The organism is Paraburkholderia ferrariae NBRC 106233, from assembly GCF_000685035.1.
GTDB classification, from domain to species: domain Bacteria; phylum Pseudomonadota; class Gammaproteobacteria; order Burkholderiales; family Burkholderiaceae; genus Paraburkholderia; species Paraburkholderia ferrariae.
The window spans coordinates 364,104-384,441 of record NZ_BAYB01000002.1 but is presented as its reverse complement, the minus strand read 5'-3'; the positions used below and the strand labels follow the sequence as shown (position 1 = coordinate 384,441).

Sequence of the window (20,338 nt, the reverse complement as noted above, 5' to 3'; positions counted from 1 at the left end):
CGGGCTTGTCGGTTATTGGTCGGCCGGCACGTCGGGCCATAGCAGCGGATTCGGGCTCGCGCGCCGGTAGCCCGCATCGCTCATCAACAGGTCGAGCGTGAGGCTCGCGAGATCGTCGGCCAGCGGCTCGAAATCGAGGTCCTTCTCCTGATAGCCGATTTTGCGGTACGTATGGCACTCGTCGCACGATTCGGCCTTGACCGCCGGGTCGCCGCCATCGATGCCGTGGTACGCAATGCCTTTAGTCGAGTCGCAGTTCGTGCACTTCACGCGCACCACGTGCGTTTCGGTCCCGCACAGGCTGCATTGCACGTAGCGATAGCCCTGGTACGCGCCGCCCACGCGCACGATGCTCGCAACGGGCGGCACGCCGCACACGGGGCAGGCGCCGGGCGCATCCACATAAGGAATGTCCCGCGTGTCGAGCCGGCTGGCGAGGTCGGTCCAGATCACCTGGAGCGCGGCCATGATGAAGGGCGCGGTAGCGGGTGAGACTTCGGCGTAGCGCTGCGCGAGCAGGGCGTCGGCTTGCGCGTCGAGTTCGGCGTCGCTCATGGCGCGCAGCGTGTCGATCACCTTCGCGAGCGCGGGCGCCACCGCACCGGCCGCTTCCACATGATCCAGGAGGCGGCGCAGCACCTCGCGCCACTGCGGATCGCGCTCGCCGGAATGCGCGGGCAGGATCGGCATGGAATGGCGCTGTGCGTTCGCCACAGCATCGGCATCGGGCATCTGCGCGGCCGTGTGTTCGAGCACGGCCTGCTGCGCATCGACCAGCGCCGCCATCAGCCGGACATATCCGCCGATGGGACTGCGCGGCGCCAGGTGGCGCAGCCGCTCGGCGCGCGCGGCGAAATGCGTTGCGCGCTCGGGCAGGCGAATGCGCGGGATCGCGGAAGGATCGAGGGCCTCGATCTCGCGGGGTTCGAGAATACGTTGCGTCACGGCTTGAGTTCTCCAGAAACAAAAAGCCGCCGCGCCCTGCCGGGCGGGCGGCTTGCTGGCACGCTCCCGAGGCCTCGCTCCGAGGCCCGATGCGGCGCGCCGGCTACTTGATGCTCTCGCGGAACCAGCGCGGATGATGCTTCATCGCCCACCCCCACGTAACCGTGCCGCGCACCATCGCACCGATCGAGCCTTTCACCCACAGCGCCGCATAGATATGAACGACGATGCTGACGATCAGCACGAAGGCCGCCGCCGCATGCACGAGGGCAGCGATGCGGACCACCTCGATCGGAAAGTAGAACGAAAAGTAGCGCCGCCAGATCACGATGCCGCTCGCGAGCAACAGCACGAGACAAGCCACCAGGGTGAAGAATAGCAGCTTCTGTCCCGCATTGTATTTGCCGATCTCGGGCAGCTTGTCCTCGCGGTTGTGCAGCACGTCGTCGATCTGCTTGAGCCACTGCACGTCGTTCTTGTCGAGATAGTTGTGATGCCAGAAGCGCAGTGCGAGGATCAGAAACGACACGAACATCACGAGGCCGACGAACGGATGCAGGATGCGCGTCCACTGCCCGCCGCCGAACAGCGCGGAGAGCCAGAACATGGCCGGATGAAACATCGCGAGACCGGAGAGCGCGAGCAGCACGAAGGTGATCGCGGTGATCCAGTGATTGGTGCGCTCGTTGGCCGTGTAGCGCACCAGCAGCTTCGGTTCATGATCTTGCATCGTCGCGCTCCTCGGGTTCACCCTTGATGCGGCGCGCCTCTTCCTCGGCGGCCGCTTCGTCTTCGGCGCTCACCTCGTTCGGACCGATCCGCGTGTAATGGAAGAAGCCCGCCAGTGCGGCGAGCGCGATGCCCGCCAGCGCCAGCGGCTTCGCCACGCCCTTCCACAACCGCACGAACGGGCTGATGCGCGGGCTGTCGGGCAGGCCGTGATAGAGCGAGGGCTGGTCCGCGTGGTGCAGCACGTACATCACGTGCGTGCCGCTCACGCCCGGCGGATCGTAGAGGCCCGCGTTCTCGAAGCCGCGCTCCTTGAGGTCCACGATACGTTCGGCCGCGTGCTGCTTCATGTCCTCCTTGGTGCCGAACACGATGGCGCCGGTGGGACAGGTCTTCACGCAGGCCGGTTCCTGGCCCACGGCCACGCGGTCCGAGCAGAGCGTGCACTTGTACACGCGATGGTCCTTCTTCGAAAGCCGCGGGATATTGAACGGACAGCCGGCAATGCAATAGCCGCAGCCGATGCAGTTCTCCTCATGGAAATCGACGATGCCGTTCGTGTACTGCACGATCGCGCCCGGCGAGGGGCAGGCCTTCAGGCAGCCGGGATCCTCGCAGTGCATACAGCCGTCCTTGCGGATCAGCCACTCGAGGTTGCCGTTCGGATTTTCGTACTCCGTATAGCGCATCACGGTCCACGAATGCTCGGAGAGGTCCATGGGGTTGTCGTACACCCCATGGTTCACGCCCACCTCGTCGCGCAGGTCGTTCCACTCCATGCACGCTGTCTGGCAGGCCTTGCAGCCGATGCATTTCGTGACGTCGATGAGCTTCGCCACGGTGCCCGTGACCGGCTCGCGCACGCCAGGCGGCGGCGTGGTGGTCGCGGAGAGGCGCTTGATATCGAGTGATTGCAGTGCCATATCGCGCCCCCTATGCCTTTTCGACCTTCACGAGGAACGACTTGAACTCGGGCGTCTGCGAATTGCCGTCGCCCACCGGCGGCGTCAGCGTATTCGTCAGATAACCCGGTTTGGTCAGACCCGTGAAGCCCCAATGCAGCGGTACTCCCACCGTATGCACCTTCTTGCCCTCGATCGTGAGCGGCTTGATGCGCTTGGTGACCACGGCCACCGCGATCAGATAGCCGCGGTTGCTCGACACCTTCACGCGCCCGCCATCCACCACGCCCACCTCCTTCGCGAGTTCTTCGCCGATCTCCACGAACTGCTGCGGCTGGATGATCGAATTCAGGCGCGCGTGCTTGGTCCAGAAGTGGAAGTGCTCGGTGATCCGGTAGGTCGTCGCAACATGCGGGAACGACTGCACCGTGCCGAACGTGGCGCGATCGTCGGGGAACACGCGCGCGGCCGGGTTGTTGGTCGCGAGCGGGTTGTTGGGGTGGAACGGGTTGTAGCCGAGCGGATTCTCGAAAGGTTCGTAGTGCTCAGGGAATGGACCTTCGTTCATCCCGTCGCGCGCGAAGAAACGTGCCACGCCCTCCGGATTCATGATGAACGGCCCCATGCCCAGGTCGGGCGCTTCGTCCACCTTGTAGTCGGGAATGTCCGCGCCGGTCCACGCAGCGCCGTTCCAGGCGATCAGCTTGCGCGTGGGGTCGAAGGGCTTGCCCGCCGTATCGCACGAAGCACGGTTGTAAAGCACCCGGCGATTGGCCGGCCACGCCCAGGCCCAGTTCAGCGTCTGGCCGATGCCCGTGGGGTCCGAGTTGTCGCGCCGGCCCATCTGGTTGCCCGCCTCGGTCCACGCGCCGCAGAAGATCCAGCAGCCGCTCGCCGTGGTGCCGTCGTCCTTGAGCTGCGCGAAACCGGAAAGCTGTGCGCCCTTCTTCACGAGCACCTTGGTGGGGTCCTTCGCGTCGGTCTGATCGGCAAGCGCCTGGCCGTTGTACTCCTTCGCCAGTTCCTCGGGCGTCGGACTCTCGGGATCCGAATACGGCCACGTCAGCTTGACGATGGGATCCGGGCACTTGCCGCCGTCCTTCTCGTACGCGGCGCGAATGCGCAGGAAGAGGCCCGACATGATCTCCAGGTCGCTCTTCGCCTCGAACGGCGCATCTGAGCCCTTCCAGTGCCATTGCAGCACGCGGCTCGAACTCACGAGCGAGCCGTTTTCCTCGGCAAAGCACGTGGTGGGCAGGCGGAACACCTCGGTCTGGATCGAAGCCGTATCGACGTCGTTATAGTCGCCGTACTTCTTCCAGAACACCGATGTTTCGGTCTCCAGCGGATCCATGATGACGAGCCACTTGAGCTTGCCGAGCGCGGACAGCGTCTTGGCCTTGTCCGGCGCCGAGGCCATCACGTTGAACCCCTGGCAGATGTAGCCCGTGAGCTTGCCCTGGTTCATGAGTTCGATGGTCTGCAGCAGGTCGTAAGGCTTGTCGAGCTTGGGCAGCCAGTCGTATCCCCAGTTGTTGTCCTTCGTCGCGTTATCGCCCCACCAGGACTTCATGAAGCTCACGAAGAACGCACCGTAATGCTGCCAGTAGCTCAACTGGTTGGGCCGCAGCGGCTGCGAGGCACGCCGCTTGATGTAGCCGTCATAGTCCTGCTCGGCTTCGCCCGGCAGCGTCATGTAGCCGGGCAGCAGGTTCGACATCAAGCCGAGGTCGGTAAGCCCCTGGATGTTCGAGTGGCCGCGCAGCGCGTTCATGCCGCCGCCCGCAATGCCGATGTTGCCGAGCAGCAGTTGCACCATCGCGCCCGTGCGGATCATCTGCGCGCCGACCGAGTGGTGCGTCCAGCCAAGCGCATACAGGACCGTGCCCGCGCGCCCCGGCACGGCCGTGCTCGCGAGCATTTCGCACACCTTGAAGAATTTTTCCTTCGGCGTGCCGCAGACCTTCTCCACCATTTCGGGCGTGTAGCGCGAATAGTGCTGCTTGAGCAGGTTGTAGACGCAGCGCGGGTGCTGGAGCGTCGGGTCGGTCTTCACGAAGCCGTCGTCGCCCCGTTCGTAGTCCCACGACGATTTGTCGGGATACGTGTGCTTTTGCGCGTCGTAGCCCGAATAAATGCCGTCGTTGAACGCGAAATCCTCGCGCACGATGAACGTGAAGTCCGTGTAGTTCTTCACGTACTCGTGCTGGATCCGGTCGTTCGAGATCAGCCAGTTGATCACGCCGCCGAGGAACGCGATGTCCGTGCCGGTGCGAATCGGTGCATAGAAGTCCGCCACCGATGCGGTGCGATTGAAGCGCGGATCGACCACGACGAGCCGCGCCTTGCGGTGCGCCTTCGCCTCCGTGACCCACTTGAAGCCGCACGGGTGCGCCTCGGCCGCATTGCCGCCCATCACCAGTATCACGTCCGCATTGCGAATATCGACCCAATGGTTCGTCATCGCACCACGGCCAAACGTCGGGGCAAGACCTGCCACCGTCGGGCCGTGTCAGACACGCGCCTGGTTGTCGAATGCCAGCAGGCCCATGCTGCGGGCCACTTTATGCGTGAGATAACCGACCTCGTTGCTGGCCGCCGATGCAGCCAGCATGCCGGTGGTCAGCCAGCGGTTGACGGTCTTGCCCTCATCCGTCTTCTCGACGAAATTCGCGTCGCGGTCCTCTTTCATGAGCTTCGCGACGCGGTCGAGCGCCTCGTCCCACGAAATGCGCTTCCACTCGGTCGATCCCGCCGCGCGGTACTCGGGGTACTTCAGCCGCGCCGGACTATGGATGAAGTCGATCAGGCTCGCGCCCTTGGGGCAGAGCGTGCCGCGGTTCACGGGATGGTCGGGATCGCCCTCGATGTGGATGATGCTGGCCGTGGCGTTCTTCGCGCCGTCGCCCAGACCGTACATGAGGATCCCGCAGCCTACCGAGCAGTACGGGCAGGTGTTGCGGGTTTCAGTGGTGCGCGCCAGTTTGTATTGTCGGACCTCGGCGAGTGCGGTGTCGGGCGCGAAGCCCATCAACGCGAGGCTGGAACCCGCCAGCGACGTCGCCGTGATCTTGAGGAACTGACGCCGGGACATTTGCAGCATGGTGCGTCCTCGGCTATTCGAGTTGTGGGTCGTTTCAGTATATGCGCAATTTCAGAGACGGATCACTCAGAACGGCCGGAAAGTCAGATCGATCTGCAAGATGGAAGGCGCCCAGGAATCGCGCTTGCTATATTAAAAGCGATGCTGCGCCGCAGTCAGCCTGCGGCGGCAGGCGGAACCCGCGGGCCGCCCTGCGCGGGCCGCCGTCTCGGCACCCGCCCCTACGCCGGCAACACGGAACGAACATCATGGCCACGCTCTCCCCCGAACGACTGCAATCGGCCGCGCGCAAGGAAGCGTCGTGGGTGGTCGGCGCCTGCCGGCAATTCTTCAACGACCGCTGCCCGGGGCTCGCCGCCAGCATCGCGTTCTACTCGGCGTTTTCACTCGCGCCCACGCTCGTCATGGTGATTGCGGTGGCCGGCTGGTTCTTCGGCGACGACGCCGCGCGCGGCCAGCTGTTCCGCCAGGTTCACAACGTACTGGGCGACGAGGCCGCCGCCGGCATCACCACCATCGTGCAAAACGCCCACCGGGCAGGCAAGGCGGGCGGCATTGCCACGATCGTCTCGCTGTCTTTGCTGGCGATCGGTGCCTCGGCAACCTTTTCGTCGCTGCATGCCGCGCTCAACGTGGTCTGGCCGCCGGACGGCAAGCGCGCTTCCAGCGTATTCGCGCTCGTGCGGGTACGGCTGATTTCGTTTTCGCTCGTGCTGGGCGTGGCATTCCTGCTGATCGTCTCGCTCGTGCTGGACACGGCGATCACGTTCGTCGGGCAGTGGCTGTGGGGCAATTCTCCCTATGTGATTATCGGAAACCTGCTGCAATTCGCGGTCGGCCTGATCGTGCTGGCCGCCGCTTTTGCGGCGCTGCTGCGCTTTTTGCCCGACGCCGACGTGCTCTGGCGCGACGCGCTGGTGGGCGGCGCCGTCGCGGCCGTGCTGTTCTCGACCGGCAAGAAGCTCTTCGCGCTCTATCTCGCTCACGCGGGGATGGCCACGACCTTCGGCGCGGCCGGTTCGCTCGCCGTGCTGCTGATGTGGCTGTACTTCTCCGCAGCCGTGCTCCTGCTCGGCGCGGAGTTTTCGGCGGCGCGCGGGCGCATGCACGACCCGCGCGGCGCCTGGGGTTTCCTCGAGGAAACGCCGCCGGGCAGCCGCGCCAAGCTCGCCTCCGTGCTCGCCGCCTCCACGGTGCTCGCGCCGCACGGCAATCCCGCTGCGGCCCGCGCCACCCATTCCGTGCCGATCGGAAACCCGGGCGCCGGGGCGGGCAAAACAGTCGCCGAAGGGTCCGCCAAAGTGCCCACAGACTCGACTGGCGACGTGCCGCTCTATGCCGCCGCCACGCGCGCCGGGATGACCGAGGCTACGCCATTCGACACACAGACCGGCACCGCCCCGGCCTCCCCGCTCCCGGCCATGGCGCGCGCCAGCGCCGAGGGCGGCGTCTTCGCCCGCAGCCCCGGTGGCCTTTCCGGACCGCCGATCCGCCGCTCCGTCGTGCGCATGGAGGACGGCGCCACCTATGCCGCCGCGCTGACGATCGTCCATGCGGGCCGCACGGTGGCCGCCGCCGACCGCTACGTCAAGCGCCATCCCTGGGGTTCGGTGCTGCTCGCCGCGGGTGCCGCGATCGCCATGACCGCCGCTGCGGGACGCCGCCACGACGCCGCCGGCGAGGCCGAACCAGACGCACCGGCCGCCGGCGCCACGGACCCCAAGCCGGCGTCCGGAAGCAACTAGTATCAAAAACAACAATAATGCACAGTCAACGATCTAATATTGCTAAAACAGGAATAATCGCTCAAGTCCCCGTTTTATAAGGCTTGCAGGCAACGTGTCAGCTTTTTGCGACAGTCATTTTTTTCAGTTCTTGATAATGAAGGTGCTGCGTTATTCTGCTTCGCGCAACAACTAAACCAATCATCTGCGTGGAGAAATCTGGATGAAACGAGTCGCACTCTCGACCCTCTCGCTTGCACTGCTGGCTGCTGCCGGTACGGCACATGCACAAAGCAGCGTGACCCTGTATGGCGTGATCGATGAATCGATCCAGTGGGCCCACAACACGGTTGATGCCAACGGCAACAACAAGAACCTGATCGGCCTCTACGGCGGCAACCTCTCCGGCGACCGCTGGGGCCTGAAGGGCACGGAAGATCTGGGCGGCGGCCTGAAGGCAGTTTTCCAGTTGGAAAACGGCTTTGACGTCAACACCGGCAAGCTCGGCCAGGGCGGCCTGATGTTCGGTCGCCAGGCATTCGTCGGCCTGACCTCGGACCAGTACGGTACGGTCACGCTGGGTCGCCAGTACGACCCGCTCGTCGACATGATCCAGCCGCTTACGGCTGACAACTACTTCGGCAGCACGTTCGCAACGCCGGGCGACGTCGATAACAACGACAACAGCTCGCGCACGAACAACGCGATCAAGTACACCTCGCCGCTCATCGACGGCTTCCAGTTCGAAGGCCTCTACGCGCTCGGCGGCGTTGCCGGTTCGACCGGTTCGGGCCAAAGCTGGGGTGCAGCAGGCACGTACGGCGTCGGCTCGTTCAACGTGGCCGCTGGCTACTTCATGATGGACAACGCTTCGTCGCTGGCCGCCCGCACGAATTCGGACGGCACGGTGGGCTGGGCGTCGGGCGCAACGTCGGGCGCCGTGTTCGACAGCCAGATCAACCAGGCTTACGCTTCGGCCAAGTCGATCGGCACGGCTTCGATCGCAGCACAGTACGTCGCCGGTCCGTTCACGTTCAGCGCACGTTACAGCAACGTTCAGTTCAAGCCGGACGGCTTCTCGACGTTCACTTCGACGCAGAAGTACAACGTCGCTGGCGGCTTCCTCGGCTATCAGCTGAACCCGGCCCTGCTGCTCGGCCTCGGCTACACGTACACGCACGGTTCGGGCGACTCGTCGAACACGTACAACCAGGTCGCACTCGGCGCGGACTACAACCTGTCCAAGCGTACCGACCTGTACGCCATCGCGGCTTACCAGCACGCCAACGGCCAGGAGCCGGGTGCGGCGCAGGGCACGTCGGCAGGCGCGTCGATCGGCTCGTACGGCTACAACTCGGCTTCCAACTCGCAAGAGCTGGTCAGCCTCGGCATTCGCCACAAGTTCTAATAGAACGGCACAGCCGGGCTTCGGCCCGGTGCCGGAGCCGGTCCCAGACCGGTCCCGGCCGTGTTCAAACGGCGTGGCCGCTAAAAACCACACGTTGCAGCACAGAAACCAGCTCCCGGTGTCAAGCCAGAGCTGGTTTTTTTATGGGCGCGAGCCCGGCACACCCCTCCACACCCCTCGCCAATCAGCGCAATCGCGCGAGCAAAGCCTCGGCGTGAGCGACGAACGCCTCGGCAAGCGCCGGCCGCGCCTCGCCCTCCCTGCGCGCAGCACGCGCTGTGTATAGCGCCTCCGGCAAAGCCGGCGTAAAGCGCTTCACGACCACACGCGCAGCCGCGCCGGTAGCACTCAACGGATCGACCAGCGCGATCCCCAGACCCGCCTCCACGAGTGCGACGACCGATTGCGCGAGCGTCGCCTCGGCCCCTGCGCGCCGCACGACACCGGCCTGCGCGAAGACCTGATCGATCCTCATGCGCCGCTCGCTGGTTCCGGCAAACGAGACGAACGCAAGACCCGCACAATCGGCCGCACTCACCGCGCGCTTGCGCGCCAGCGGGTAACCGCGCGGCACGATGCAACGCATCGGCCATTCGCCGAGCATGGCGAGCCGCACTTGCGGATGCACCATCGACTGCGCGACGAAGCCCAGATCGCAGCGCTGCGCGCCCACGCTTTCGAGCACGGCGGCGGGTTCGTGCGCGACCAGCGCCACCTCGACGCCCTCGTGCTCCCGAGCGAACGACGCGAGCACGCGCGGCAAAAAATCGGCGGCAAGATCCGGCGTAGCGGCCACCGAGAGTGCGCCCCGGCGCCGCTCGCGAATCTGCCCGGCGGCCTGCGCCACGCGCTCCAGGCCGACGAATGCACGCTCGACCTCTTCGTTCAACGCATGCGCTTCGGCGGTCGGCACGAGACGCCCGCCTCGCCGCTCGAACAACACGAAGCCGACGCCAGCCTCGAAGTCGGCAAGCAAGCGGCTCACAGCGGGCTGAGAAACCCCTAGCGATTCGGCGGCGCGCGTCACGTTGCGCCGCTGCATAACGGCGCGAAACGCTTCAACCTGACGGATACGGAGATCGGAGGGAGGCATAACATTCAGGAATGGTTGACTACGAAATACCCGGCAGCGTGAAGATTTCACATTGCCGTTTCGTCATTTATTCCGGAATTTAGCAGTCATTCTTTCAAGTTGCCAGTTATAACATTGGCACATGAATTTCTTGAACCTCGTCATGTCATACCACCTTGCCCGGAGCCGGCAAGCCACATGAATCGCAAGCCCTCCAGCGAGCGCGCATGAAAAATCCCCGCGGACGAGACGCCGGCGGGGATCTTTGGGTACTGACGTGTGCCGCAAACCCAAGGGCTGCGACACACAGCAACAGGCTGCAATTATGCAGTCGCTGCGTCCTTCAGCTTCTTCAGTGCGCGTGCCTTGATGCGAACCGATGCGGGCTTCGCCGGGAACCAGCGCTCCTGGCCCGTGAACGGGTCCTTGCCGAAGCGCTTCTTCTTCGCCGGCACAGCTTGCACGACGATCTTCAGCAGGCCCGACAGCGTGAATTCGCCAGCGCCCTTCTTGTGGACCGAACCGAGGATCGTGTCTTCCAGTGCGGCGAGCACGGCCTTGGCGGCCTTCGGCTCGACACCGGCGCGCTCGGCAACGTGCGTAGCCAGCGAGGCCTTCGTGAAGGTGTCCTTGATCGGCGCCGGTGCGCCGGACGCCTTCACGGCGACCTTCTTAGCTGCGGCCGTCTTGGCGGGCGCTTTCTTTGCTGCAACCTTCTTGGCCGGGGCAGCTGCCTTTTTGGCCACTTTCTTTGCGGAAGTCGGCATGTTTCTCCTACCAGTGTTGGTCAGTGAATCAACAAAGCACTGCGGAATGCATGTGCTTCAACGGCGGATTCTACAAGCGCGCAAGCGTTTTGCGTGACTCTTTTGCATCGCCAATGCAAATTTGTTGCGCGGCACTGACTGCCGGACTCATTTTGACGCCTGTTTACAGGGGTAAACGTGTGCCTCGCCTCGCTCGACACCCGAAGCCCCAGGCAGGCGCAGCCGTCAGACACTGCGTCAAAAGCGCTACCGTCACGCACTTTTCGCGCGATCGGGCGCCGTGCTCGCGTGCCGCAGCGGCATGCGCAACGCCGCCACGCCGCTATCGCGCCTTAAAAAGCAAAGCGCCCGGGCGTGCAGGACGTCCCGGGCGCGTCATCTTAAGCGTTGCCTGAATGCGGGCTTGCGCTGCCCGCCTGCGGCTCAGTTCGGCGCTAACCTCAGCGTGCGCCTTCGCGCTGGGCAGCGGCTTCTTTCAGGGCCGCCACATTGCTCTCGTGATGCTCGCGCGAGAGGCGGCGCATGAGCGGCAGCAGCGCAATGGCGATCACCATGCCGAGCGCCGCGAGCCAGCCGAGGCCCATGAAAAGCCGCGTATAGAGCGGCAGCGAAACAAGCGGTTCGAGCTCGCCCGAGGGCATCTGGGCGAAGTTCGCAACCACGCTGCCGAGATACTGCGAAACGCCGGTGGCCACGAAATACGCGCCCATCATGAAGCCGCTCATGCGCGCCGGCACGTAGCGTGCGACCATCGCGAGGCCAAGGCCGCTCACGAGCAGCTCGCCGAGCGAGTAGAGGCCGTAGCCGCCCACCATGAACCACGAGGACACGCGCCCGTCGACGGCATAGCGCCCGCTCGCCGCGAACACGAAGAAGCCCGCCGCGACCACCGCAAAGCCGAGCGCGTACTTCACCGCGACCGGCATGTCGCGCCCGTTGCGCGCGAGCGAGGTATAGAGCGAGGCGAGCAGCGGCGAAAGCAGCATGATCCAGATGGGGTTGAGCGCCTGGAACTGCGCTGCGCTCCAGCTAAAGAGCGTCGTGCCGAACAGCGTGAAGCCCGGATCGACGTTGCGCAGCGCGAAGAGCGTGAGCGACGTGGACATCTGCTGGTAGAAGATGAAGAACAGGATGGCCTGCAGCATCAGCACGAGCGCGGCAACGAGGCCCGCCCGTTCGGCACGCTCGGCGCGCATCAGCATCCACGCGAATACCGCGAGCACCGCCACGCCCGCCGCGTACACGCAGCTCACCGCCACGGCCTTGTGCTGCAGCACGAAGGTCGTCCCCGCGCCCAGCGCTACCGCGCCCACGGCAACGTAAGCCGCATAACGGTAGTTGATCGGCGCGTCGTCCGGCACGGAGCCGATATGCGCGAGCGTGCGGCGCATCAGCAGGAAGTTGAGCACGCCGAGCAGCATGCCGGCGCAGCACACGGCGAACGCGGCGTGCCAGCCCCAGTGATCCTTGATCCAGGGCGTGGCGAGCATCGACACCGTCGAGCCGATGTTCACCGCCATGTAATAGATGGTGAAGGCGCTGTCGAGCCGGGCGTCGTCGCCCTCGTAGATGCGGCGCACGAGGTTCGCCGCGTTCGACTTGAAGAGCCCGTTGCCCACCACGATCACGCCGAGCGAGGCGTACATGTGGTGCAGGCTGTCGTCGGGCATCGCGAGCATCAGGTAGCCGGCTGCGAGGATGAGCGCACCGACCACCATCGAGCGGCGCGCGCCCAGAATCTGGTCGCCGATCCATCCGCCGATCGACGGCGCCGCATAAACGAGCGCCGTGAAGGCGCCCCAAGTGAGGTTCGCGCGGCTGTCGTCGAAGCCGAGCTGGCCGACCATGAACAGCACGAGCAGCGCGGCCATGCCGTAGTAGCCGAAGCGCTCCCACATTTCGATCAGGAAGACCGTTGTAAACGAGCGGGTCCGGGAAGCGGGGGTAGTCATGTCACTCCTTGTCTGCGGGCGCCTGCGACGGGCGCCGACTTTACTCCGCCGGGCAGATGCAGCGGGCACGGGGCTTCGCGGGACACCCGGAAGCCGGCCGCCGGCCGGTGCTCCGCCACTGGCAGCAAATACGCCTTTTTTGGCGGCCTGGCGCGTATTCCCGGCAATAGAGTGGCAATCGACCGGCGGCAACCGGCCCACTGCCCTCCTTTCCACACCTCGCACGGAACCTCGCCATGGCGCTTCAAATCGGCTTTCTCATCTTTCCTCGCGTGCAGCAGCTCGACCTTACGGGGCCTTACGACGTGCTCGCGTCCATGCCGGACACGGAGGTCCGGCTTATCTCGAAAACGCGCGACTGTATCACGTCGAGCACCGGCCTCGTCCTGACGCCCGATACGACCTATGAAACCTGCCCGCAACTCGACGTGCTCTGCGTGCCGGGCGGCAGCGGTGTGGGCGACCTGATTCCCGACGAGGAAACGCTCGCTTTCCTGCGCCGCCAGGCCGCGGGCGCGCGGTATGTCACGTCCGTCTGCACGGGCGCGCTCGTACTGGGAGCCGCGGGCTTGCTGAAGGGGCGCCGCGCGACCACGCACTGGGCTTTCCACGAACTGCTCGCGCCGCTCGGCGCGATTGCCGTGAAGGAGCGCGTGGTGCGCGACGGCAACGTGATCACGGGCGGCGGCATCACGGCCGGCATCGACTTCGCACTGACGCTCGCAGCCGAATTGAGCGGCGACGAAGCGGCCCAGGCGCTGCAACTCGGGCTCGAATATGCGCCCGCGCCTCCCTTCAACGCGGGCAGCCCCGAGACCGCGCCGCGCACCATCGTGGAGCGTGTGCGGGCCCAGAACGCCGAGTCGCTTGCCACGCGCACGCGCATCGTTCAAGAAGCTGCAGCAAGACTCTGACGGCTCGAACGGAAACGGCGCCTTCCCCTGACACCCAGAGTCGTTGCTCAGGGTCTTTTCGCGCTATTCACTGCCATGCGCATCGTATACATTGCACGAGGGGCTTTCGCCCCGGCCGCAGCATGGCATGCGTGGTCGCCACACCATGCTGCGCGTTTTTGCCGCTTCACCCTGGCAAGCCCATACCAACCAACCAGAAGGGGTAGTCAATGCGTCTTTCCACCAGCATGCCGATTCTCGCCGCGGCCACTGCCGCATTTCTGATCGGCACGGCCGTGCCCGCGTATGCGCAGGACGCGAGCGCGCCGGCAGCCGCCGCACCGGCGGCTGCCGCCTCCCAGCCGCTCACGAAGGCCGAGAAGAAGAAACAGGCCAAAGCCCAGCACAAAGCGGAACGCAAGGCCGCGCGCGCGAAGAACAACGCCGAACTGAAGAAGCTCGAGCAAAACGGCTACAACCCGGGGGTGAACGACCCGAACTATCCGCAGAACCTCCAGAACGCCGAAAAGAAAGCCATGCCCGCCGCCGGCGCAAGCCAGTAATCCGGCCAACGCTCCGGCATCGGCCGACACGTCGAAGGCGGGACTGGGCGCAGCAGCGACCCGCCTTCGAACGCGCAACACACCCCGTGTTTCCGAAAGGAACACGGGGTGTGTCGTTTCTGGAGGACAAGGCGTCCAACGGCAAGCCCCCCGCACAGCCACCGGACGCATTTGAACAGCTTGGGGGCATTCGTCCTTCAAAACGATTACGCTTGCCCTGCCGTTCGTCGTTGCACGCACGCTCATCACGGGAGCCCAGGCCCATGAACGTATCGAAACCCGATGCCGTCCCCGCGCCCGCACCAAAAAAGAACATTCCGCTGGGGTTGATCGCAGGTATCGTCGCGCTCGTGGTGGTGATGCTCCTGCCGCTGCCGGCCAGCCTGCCGCCCGCCGGCCAGCGCATGCTCGCGATCCTCGCCTTCGCCGTGGTGGTGTGGCTCACCGAAGCCGTCTCCTACGAAGCGAGCGCCATCATCATCACTTCGCTGATGGCGTTTCTGATCGGCACCGCGCCCACCATCGAAGATCCCGGCGTCTACTACGGCACCTCCAAAGCGATCGGCATGGCGCTCGCGGGTTTCTCGAACTCGGCGCTCGCGCTCGTAGCCGGCGCGCTGTTCATTTCCGCAGCGATGACCGTCACGGGGCTCGACAAGCGCATCGCGCTCGTCACCCTCTCGCTCATCGGCACCACCACGCGGCGCATCCTGATCGGCGCGATCGCGGTCACCATCGTGCTCTCGCTCGTCGTGCCGAGCGCCACCGCGCGCAGCGCCTGCGTGGTGCCGATCATGGTGGGCGTGATCTCCGCGTTCGGCGTGGACAAGCGCTCCAATATCGCCGCCGCCATCATGATCGTGGTGGCCGAGGCAACCAGCATCTGGAACGTGGGCATCCAGACAGCCGCCGCGCAGAACCTGCTCACGGTGGGCTTCATGGACAAGGTGCTGGGCGGCCGCGTGACCTGGCTCGACTGGCTGATCGCAGGGGCGCCGTGGGCGATTGCGATGTCGGCCGTGCTGCTCGTACTCGTGCTCAAGATGCTGCCGCCAGAGACGGATGCGATCGCCGGCGGCAAGGAAGCGGTCGAGCGCTCGCTGCGCGAACTCGGCCCGATGACGGGGGCGCAAAAGAGGCTGCTGGGCGTTTCCGTGGGCCTGCTGCTGTTCTGGGCCACCGAGGGCAAGCTGCACCCCTTCGACACCACCTCGGTCACCTATGCCGGCCTCGTGCTGCTGATGCTGCCGCGCTTCGGCGTGATGGACTGGAAGACCGTGCAAAACCGCATTCCGTGGGGCACGGTGATCGTGTTCGGCGTGGGCATCAGCCTCGGCACCGCGCTGCTCACGACCCGGGCGGGCCAGTGGCTGGGCGAACTCGTCGCGCATCACACGGGGCTCGACACGGCGGGACCGTTCGCCGCGTTCGCCATCCTCTCGGCATTCCTGATCGTGATTCACCTTGGCTTCGCCAGCGCGACGGCGCTCACCTCGGCCATGCTGCCGATCCTCATTTCGGTGCTGCAGTCGATGCAGGGCGATTTCAGCCGCCTCGGGCTCACGATGCTGCTGGGCTATGTGGTGAGCTTCGGCTTCATTCTGCCGATCAACGCGCCGCAGAACATGGTGTGCCTCGCCACTGACACCTTCACCGCGAAGCAGTTCGCGCGCGTGGGCATCGCGCTGACGATCGTGGGCTACGCGCTACTGCTGCTTTTCGCCGCCACGTGGTGGCGCTGGCTGGGCTGGATCTGACGCGCGCACATCCTCGTTGAAGCACAACCGGCAAGGAGCCGCAGATGGAAGTCGCAATCGATGACGCACGCCGTTTCGCCGCCGACGTGCTGATGAAACTCTCGGTGCCCGCCGACATCGCCGCCGACGTGGCCGACCATCTCGTCGAATCGGACCGGGTGGGCTACTCGAGCCACGGGCTCTCGATCCTGCCGAACTACAAGCGCGGCGTGGAAGCGGGCTTCGTCACGCCCGACGGGCGCCCCGAGCGCGTCGTGGACCGCGGCAGCCTGATCGGCTACAACGGCCATCACGGCTTCGGCCAGCACGTGGGCAAGGTGGTGATCGACGACGCCATTGCGCGCGTGCACGAGCACGGCCAGTGCATCGTGACGCTGCGCCACAGCCACCACCTGGGGCGCATGGGGCAGTACGGCGAGATGGTCGCGCAGCAGGGCTACGTGCTGCTCGCGTTCAGCAACGTGGTGAACCGGCCGCCCGTCGTCGCGCCGTATGGCGGGCGCGAGGCGCGGCTCACCACGAATCCGCTGTGCTTCGCGGGGCCGCTGCCGGGCGGGCGGCCGCCGTTCGTGGTGGATATCGCAACGAGCGCCATTGCCATGAACAAGGCGCGCGTGCTTGCCGAAAACGGCCGGCCCGCGCCGGAAGGCTCGCTCATCGACGCCAACGGCGACCCGAGCACGGACCCGAACGTGCTGTTCGCGGACCCGCCGGGCGCCTTGCTGCCGTTCGGCGCACACAAGGGCTATGCACTCGGCCTCGTCGCCGAGCTGCTGGCCGGCGTGCTTTCGGGCGGCGGCACGATCCACCCCGACAATCCGCGCAACGGCATCGCGACCAACAATCTCTTCGCGCTCGTGCTCGATCCGCAGGTGGACTTCAACCAGACGTGGCGCTCGCAGGAAGTGGAATCGTTTCTCGACTATCTGCTGGGGTGCCCGCCGCAAAACCCCGACGATCCGGTGCAGTACCCCGGCCAGTACGAAGCGGCCAACCGCGCGCGCCATACGGTCACGATCGACCTGCCCGACTCCGTGAAAAAGCCGTTCGGTGAACTCGCCGCGGAACTGGGCATTGCGACGCTCGATGCCGTCTAGCGCCGTCGAATGGGGCGGGCGCGGCATTCACCCCGCAGCCGCCCACCGTTATACGGCGACGGCCCCCACGTAGTTTTCCGCCATGGCGGTCGCCGCCGCACGCGAGGTCGTGACATGCTCCAGTTCCGCCACCTGCAGGCGTTGCTCGAAGGGCGAAGCGTCGTCGAGGCGGTGCATCATGCGCGTCATCCAGTACGAGAAGTGCTCGGCACGCCAGATGCGGCGCAGCGCCGTTTCGCTATAGGCGTCCAGCAGATCCGTGCGGCCTTCCTTGTAGAACGCCACCAGCGCCGCCGTGAGCACGCGCACGTCGGCCACGGCGAGGTTGAGGCCCTTCGCGCCCGTAGGCGGCACGATATGCGCCGCGTCGCCCGCGAGAAACAGCCGGCCATGCTGCATGGTTGCCGAAACGAAACTGCGCATGCCCACGATGTTCTTCTGGAAAATCCGCCCTTCCACCACGTGCTGACCGTCCGAGGAATCGACCCGCGCATGGAGTTCCGACCAGATGCGGTCGTCCGACCAGCGATCGACGGAATCGGCGGGATCGCATTGGAAATACATGCGCTGCACATTCGGCGAGCGTGTACTGACGAGCGCGAAACCGCGCTCGTGGCGCGCATAGATCAGTTCGTCGGAAGACGGCGGCGCCTCCACGAGAATGCCGAACCAGCCGAACGGAAAGACGCGCTCGTAGTCCTCGCGGCGCACGGCCGGAATCGCGGCGCGCGAAACGCCATGAAAGCCGTCGCAACCGATCACGTAATCGCACTGCACTTCGTGCGGCTCGCCTTCGTACACGAAGCGAAGCGACGGGTGATCGGTTTCGATGCCGTGAATCGAGGTATCGGAAACGTTGAAGAACACTTTGCCGCCGGCGGCCACGCGCGCGGCGACGAGGTCCTTGAGCACCTCGTGCTGCGCATAGACGGTGATCGATTTGCCGGTGAGGCCGGTGAGGTCGATGCGGCGGCGCTGGCCTTCGAAGGCCAGTTCGAAGCCGTGGTGCACGGCCCCCTCCGCCTTCATGCGCTCGCCCACGCCCGCTTCGGTCAGCAGGTCCATCGTGCCCTGCTCGAGCACGCCGGCGCGGATCGTCGATTCGATCTCGTCGCGGCCGCGCCGCTCCAGCACCACCGAATCGATGCCACGCAGATGAAGAAGATGAGAAAGCAGCAAGCCCGCCGGGCCTGCGCCGATGATGCCAACCTGAGTGCGCATGACGCTGTCTCCTGTCAACCGGAGTTGGCGCTTTAGCGCCTACTCTGGTTTCATGAAAGGTGTTGCTCGTTGAAATTCGTTTTGCGCAAGTTTGGCTGCCCGGCGGGATATCGCGCAACGCGATACGGTGAATATGAATTATCTCAATTTTAGATACAGCATCAGGCAGGGTTGCCGGCACGATAGCCGTCGCGCTCCCCCGGGCGGAACGCGAATTGCTGGCGCCCATCCGCTCGACCTGCCTGACCCGCTGGCTGCGGGCGCGATGCCGCGCGGCCGGACCGTCTTTCGCTTAACCGCACACGAGAGCCATGCCGAATCCGTTACGCTTTTTCCCTACACTTTCCCATACGAAACAGCGCGGCGCGCGCGCGGCAGGCGTCGCCTCGGCCGTTGCGCTCGGCATCGCCCTCGCCGCCACGTTCGGGATGGCGGCTTCTTCCATGGAAGCGGCGCAAGCAGCAGATGCGCCGGCCGTCCCGGCGCCCGTGCAACCGGCTGCTCAAGGCGTAGCCGCCGGGCAGCGCCTCCAGGTCGAACCGCTGCCGCCCTCGGAGCTTTACGGCCTGCTCTATCGAGACGTGGAACTCGCGCAGATCTATCCGGACAGCAAGACCTTCGCCGACATGATCCCCAAGGTCCCACCGGAAGAAGTCGCCTCGGCCTACACAAGCTGGCAGCAACAGAACGCCGGGCTGCGCGACCGCACGGCGCGCAAGGCGGCGCTCACGCAGTTCGTGCAACGCTATTTTTCCGCGCCGCCGCAGGCCGATGGGCACTATGTTTCCGATCCGAACCAGGATGTGGTGGCCCATATCGATACGCTCTGGAACGTGCTGCGCCGCAACCCCGACGCCGCGCAGCACACAGGGTCGTCGCTGCTGCCGCTGCCGTATCCCTACGTCGTGCCCGGCGGCCGCTTCAACGAGATCTATTACTGGGATTCGTACTTCATCATGCTCGGGCTCGAAGCGAGCGGCCGCCATGCCCTCTCGCTCGACGAGCTCAACAACTTCGCTACCCTGATCGATCGCTACGGCCACATTCCCAACGGCAACCGCAGCTATTACCTGAGCCGCTCGCAGCCGCCGTTCTTCGCGCAGATGGTGAGCCTCGCCGCGCAGCGCGACGGCGACGCCGTCTATCTGCGCTACCTCCCGCAGCTACGCAAGGAATACGACTACTGGATGGAGGGCGCGCAAGGGCTGAAGCCGGGCAAGGCAGCCGGCCACGTGGTGCGGCTGGCCGACGGCACGCTGCTCAACCGCTACTGGGACGCGCGCCCCGCGCCGCGCGACGAGTCGTACCGCGAAGACGTGCTGACCGCGAAGGCCACGCCGCAGCGCGACCCCGGGGATCTGTGGCGCAACCTGCGCGCAGGCGGCGAAACGGGCTGGGATTTCAGCTCGCGCTGGCTGGCGGACAATCGCACGCTCGCCACCATCGAAGTCACCTCGCTCGTTCCCGTGGATCTCAACAGCCTGCTCGCCGATCTCGAACGCACGCTCGCGAAGGCCTATGGATTGAAGGGCGATGCGAGCGAAGCACAGGTGTTTTCGCAGCGCGCCCAGCAACGCACCGCCGCGATCGACCGCGTGCTCTGGGACCCAAAGCTGCATGCCTTCACCGACTACGACTTCGTTCACGGCCGGCTCACGCACCGGCTCACCGCGGCCACGGTGCTGCCGCTTTATACGGGCATCGCAACGCGCCAGCAGGCGCGCGAAGTGGCCGCGACCGTGCGCGCGGGCCTGCTGCGGCCGGGCGGCCTCGCCACGACCCAGGTATCGACCGGCCAACAGTGGGACGAGCCCAATGGCTGGGCGCCGCTGCAGTACCTCGCGGTCATGGGCTTGCGCCGCTACGGCGAAGACGCCCTGGCCCAGACCATCGCCACGCGCTGGATCGCGACCAACCTCCTCTACTACCGGCGCACCCACAAGCTCGTGGAAAAGTATGACGTGAGCGCGGCGGCAGCCAATGCGACATCGGCGGGCGGCGGAGAATATCCGCTGCAGGATGGCTTCGGATGGACCAACGGCGTGCTGCGCGCGTTGCTCCTCATGTACCCGCACACCTCCACTTCGACTTCGATGAAAGGTCTGCCGGCCACGCCGTAAGCCGCTGCCCCCGCGCCGGACGCACGCTGCGAGCGACCGGCGTACACTTTTTCCGCGCGGCGCTGCAACATCGCGCCGCCCTCTG

General features: G+C 65.5%; 15 protein-coding genes. 7 read left to right on the top strand and 8 right to left on the bottom strand.

Annotated features, from left to right (window positions below; genetic code table 11):
* Positions 1–12: 12 nt before the first annotated feature.
* The 4 genes from fdhE to fdnG form a co-directional block, all read right to left on the bottom strand.
* The gene (gene fdhE, locus BFE01S_RS02020) at positions 13–945 is read right to left on the bottom strand and encodes a formate dehydrogenase accessory protein FdhE (protein WP_028224154.1); all 933 of its coding nucleotides are present in this window, start codon (positions 943–945) and stop codon (positions 13–15) included.
* Positions 946–1,048: 103 nt separating this feature from the next.
* The gene (locus BFE01S_RS02015) at positions 1,049–1,675 is read right to left on the bottom strand and encodes a formate dehydrogenase subunit gamma (protein WP_028224153.1); all 627 of its coding nucleotides are present in this window, start codon (positions 1,673–1,675) and stop codon (positions 1,049–1,051) included.
* Positions 1,662–2,597: a formate dehydrogenase subunit beta gene (fdxH, locus tag BFE01S_RS02010; RefSeq protein ID WP_028224152.1), complete on the bottom strand. Its 936-nt coding sequence runs from the start codon at positions 2,595–2,597 to the stop codon at positions 1,662–1,664. The genes BFE01S_RS02015 and fdxH overlap by 14 nt, the downstream gene beginning before the upstream one ends.
* Before the next feature lie 10 nt (positions 2,598–2,607).
* The gene (gene fdnG / locus BFE01S_RS02005; protein WP_156966870.1) at positions 2,608–5,679 is read right to left on the bottom strand and encodes a formate dehydrogenase-N subunit alpha; all 3,072 of its coding nucleotides are present in this window, start codon (positions 5,677–5,679) and stop codon (positions 2,608–2,610) included.
* Positions 5,680–5,927: 248 nt separating this feature from the next.
* Between fdnG and BFE01S_RS01995 the strand changes: the two genes are divergently transcribed.
* Positions 5,928–7,424: a YhjD/YihY/BrkB family envelope integrity protein gene (locus BFE01S_RS01995; protein ID WP_028224149.1), complete on the top strand. Its 1,497-nt coding sequence runs from the start codon at positions 5,928–5,930 to the stop codon at positions 7,422–7,424.
* 202 nt (positions 7,425–7,626) lie between these two features.
* Entirely contained in the window at positions 7,627–8,811 is a 1,185-nt protein-coding gene (locus BFE01S_RS01990) for a porin (RefSeq protein WP_028224148.1), read from the top strand.
* A gap of 184 nt (positions 8,812–8,995) precedes the next feature.
* Here the strand turns inward: BFE01S_RS01990 and BFE01S_RS01985 are convergent, their stop codons facing one another.
* The 3 genes from BFE01S_RS01985 to BFE01S_RS37060 form a co-directional block, all read right to left on the bottom strand.
* Positions 8,996–9,904 carry a LysR substrate-binding domain-containing protein gene (locus tag BFE01S_RS01985; protein WP_028224147.1) on the bottom strand — a complete coding sequence of 303 codons (909 nt, stop codon included), beginning with the start codon at positions 9,902–9,904 and terminating at the stop codon, positions 8,996–8,998.
* Positions 9,905–10,206: 302 nt separating this feature from the next.
* Positions 10,207–10,650, bottom strand: coding sequence for an HU family DNA-binding protein (locus BFE01S_RS01980; RefSeq protein ID WP_028224146.1), 444 nt, complete (start codon positions 10,648–10,650; stop codon positions 10,207–10,209).
* A gap of 440 nt (positions 10,651–11,090) precedes the next feature.
* A complete protein-coding gene (locus BFE01S_RS37060) occupies positions 11,091–12,602 on the bottom strand; it encodes a peptide MFS transporter (protein WP_042336975.1) in 1,512 nt (503 codons plus the stop codon).
* Positions 12,603–12,838: 236 nt separating this feature from the next.
* Between BFE01S_RS37060 and BFE01S_RS01970 the strand changes: the two genes are divergently transcribed.
* The 4 genes from BFE01S_RS01970 (at position 12,839) to BFE01S_RS01955 (ending at position 16,912) form a co-directional block, all read left to right on the top strand.
* Entirely contained in the window at positions 12,839–13,516 is a 678-nt protein-coding gene (locus BFE01S_RS01970) for a DJ-1/PfpI family protein (protein ID WP_028224145.1), read from the top strand.
* 209 nt (positions 13,517–13,725) lie between these two features.
* Positions 13,726–14,058 (top strand): hypothetical protein, encoded by a 333-nt coding sequence (locus tag BFE01S_RS01965; protein ID WP_028224144.1) that lies wholly within the window; start codon positions 13,726–13,728, stop codon positions 14,056–14,058.
* 263 nt (positions 14,059–14,321) lie between these two features.
* Complete coding sequence (locus BFE01S_RS01960) at positions 14,322–15,815, top strand: DASS family sodium-coupled anion symporter (RefSeq protein WP_028224143.1); 1,494 nt, start codon at positions 14,322–14,324, stop codon at positions 15,813–15,815.
* A 44-nt stretch (positions 15,816–15,859) separates the two neighbouring features.
* Complete coding sequence (locus BFE01S_RS01955; RefSeq protein ID WP_028224142.1) at positions 15,860–16,912, top strand: Ldh family oxidoreductase; 1,053 nt, start codon at positions 15,860–15,862, stop codon at positions 16,910–16,912.
* A 48-nt stretch (positions 16,913–16,960) separates the two neighbouring features.
* Here the strand turns inward: BFE01S_RS01955 and pobA are convergent, their stop codons facing one another.
* Complete coding sequence (gene pobA, locus BFE01S_RS01950; protein WP_028224141.1) at positions 16,961–18,133, bottom strand: 4-hydroxybenzoate 3-monooxygenase; 1,173 nt, start codon at positions 18,131–18,133, stop codon at positions 16,961–16,963.
* Between the two features lie 428 nt (positions 18,134–18,561).
* Between pobA and treF the strand changes: the two genes are divergently transcribed.
* Positions 18,562–20,253, top strand: coding sequence for an alpha,alpha-trehalase TreF (gene treF, locus BFE01S_RS37055; protein WP_042337081.1), 1,692 nt, complete (start codon positions 18,562–18,564; stop codon positions 20,251–20,253).
* The last annotated feature ends 85 nt before the right edge of the window (positions 20,254–20,338 follow it).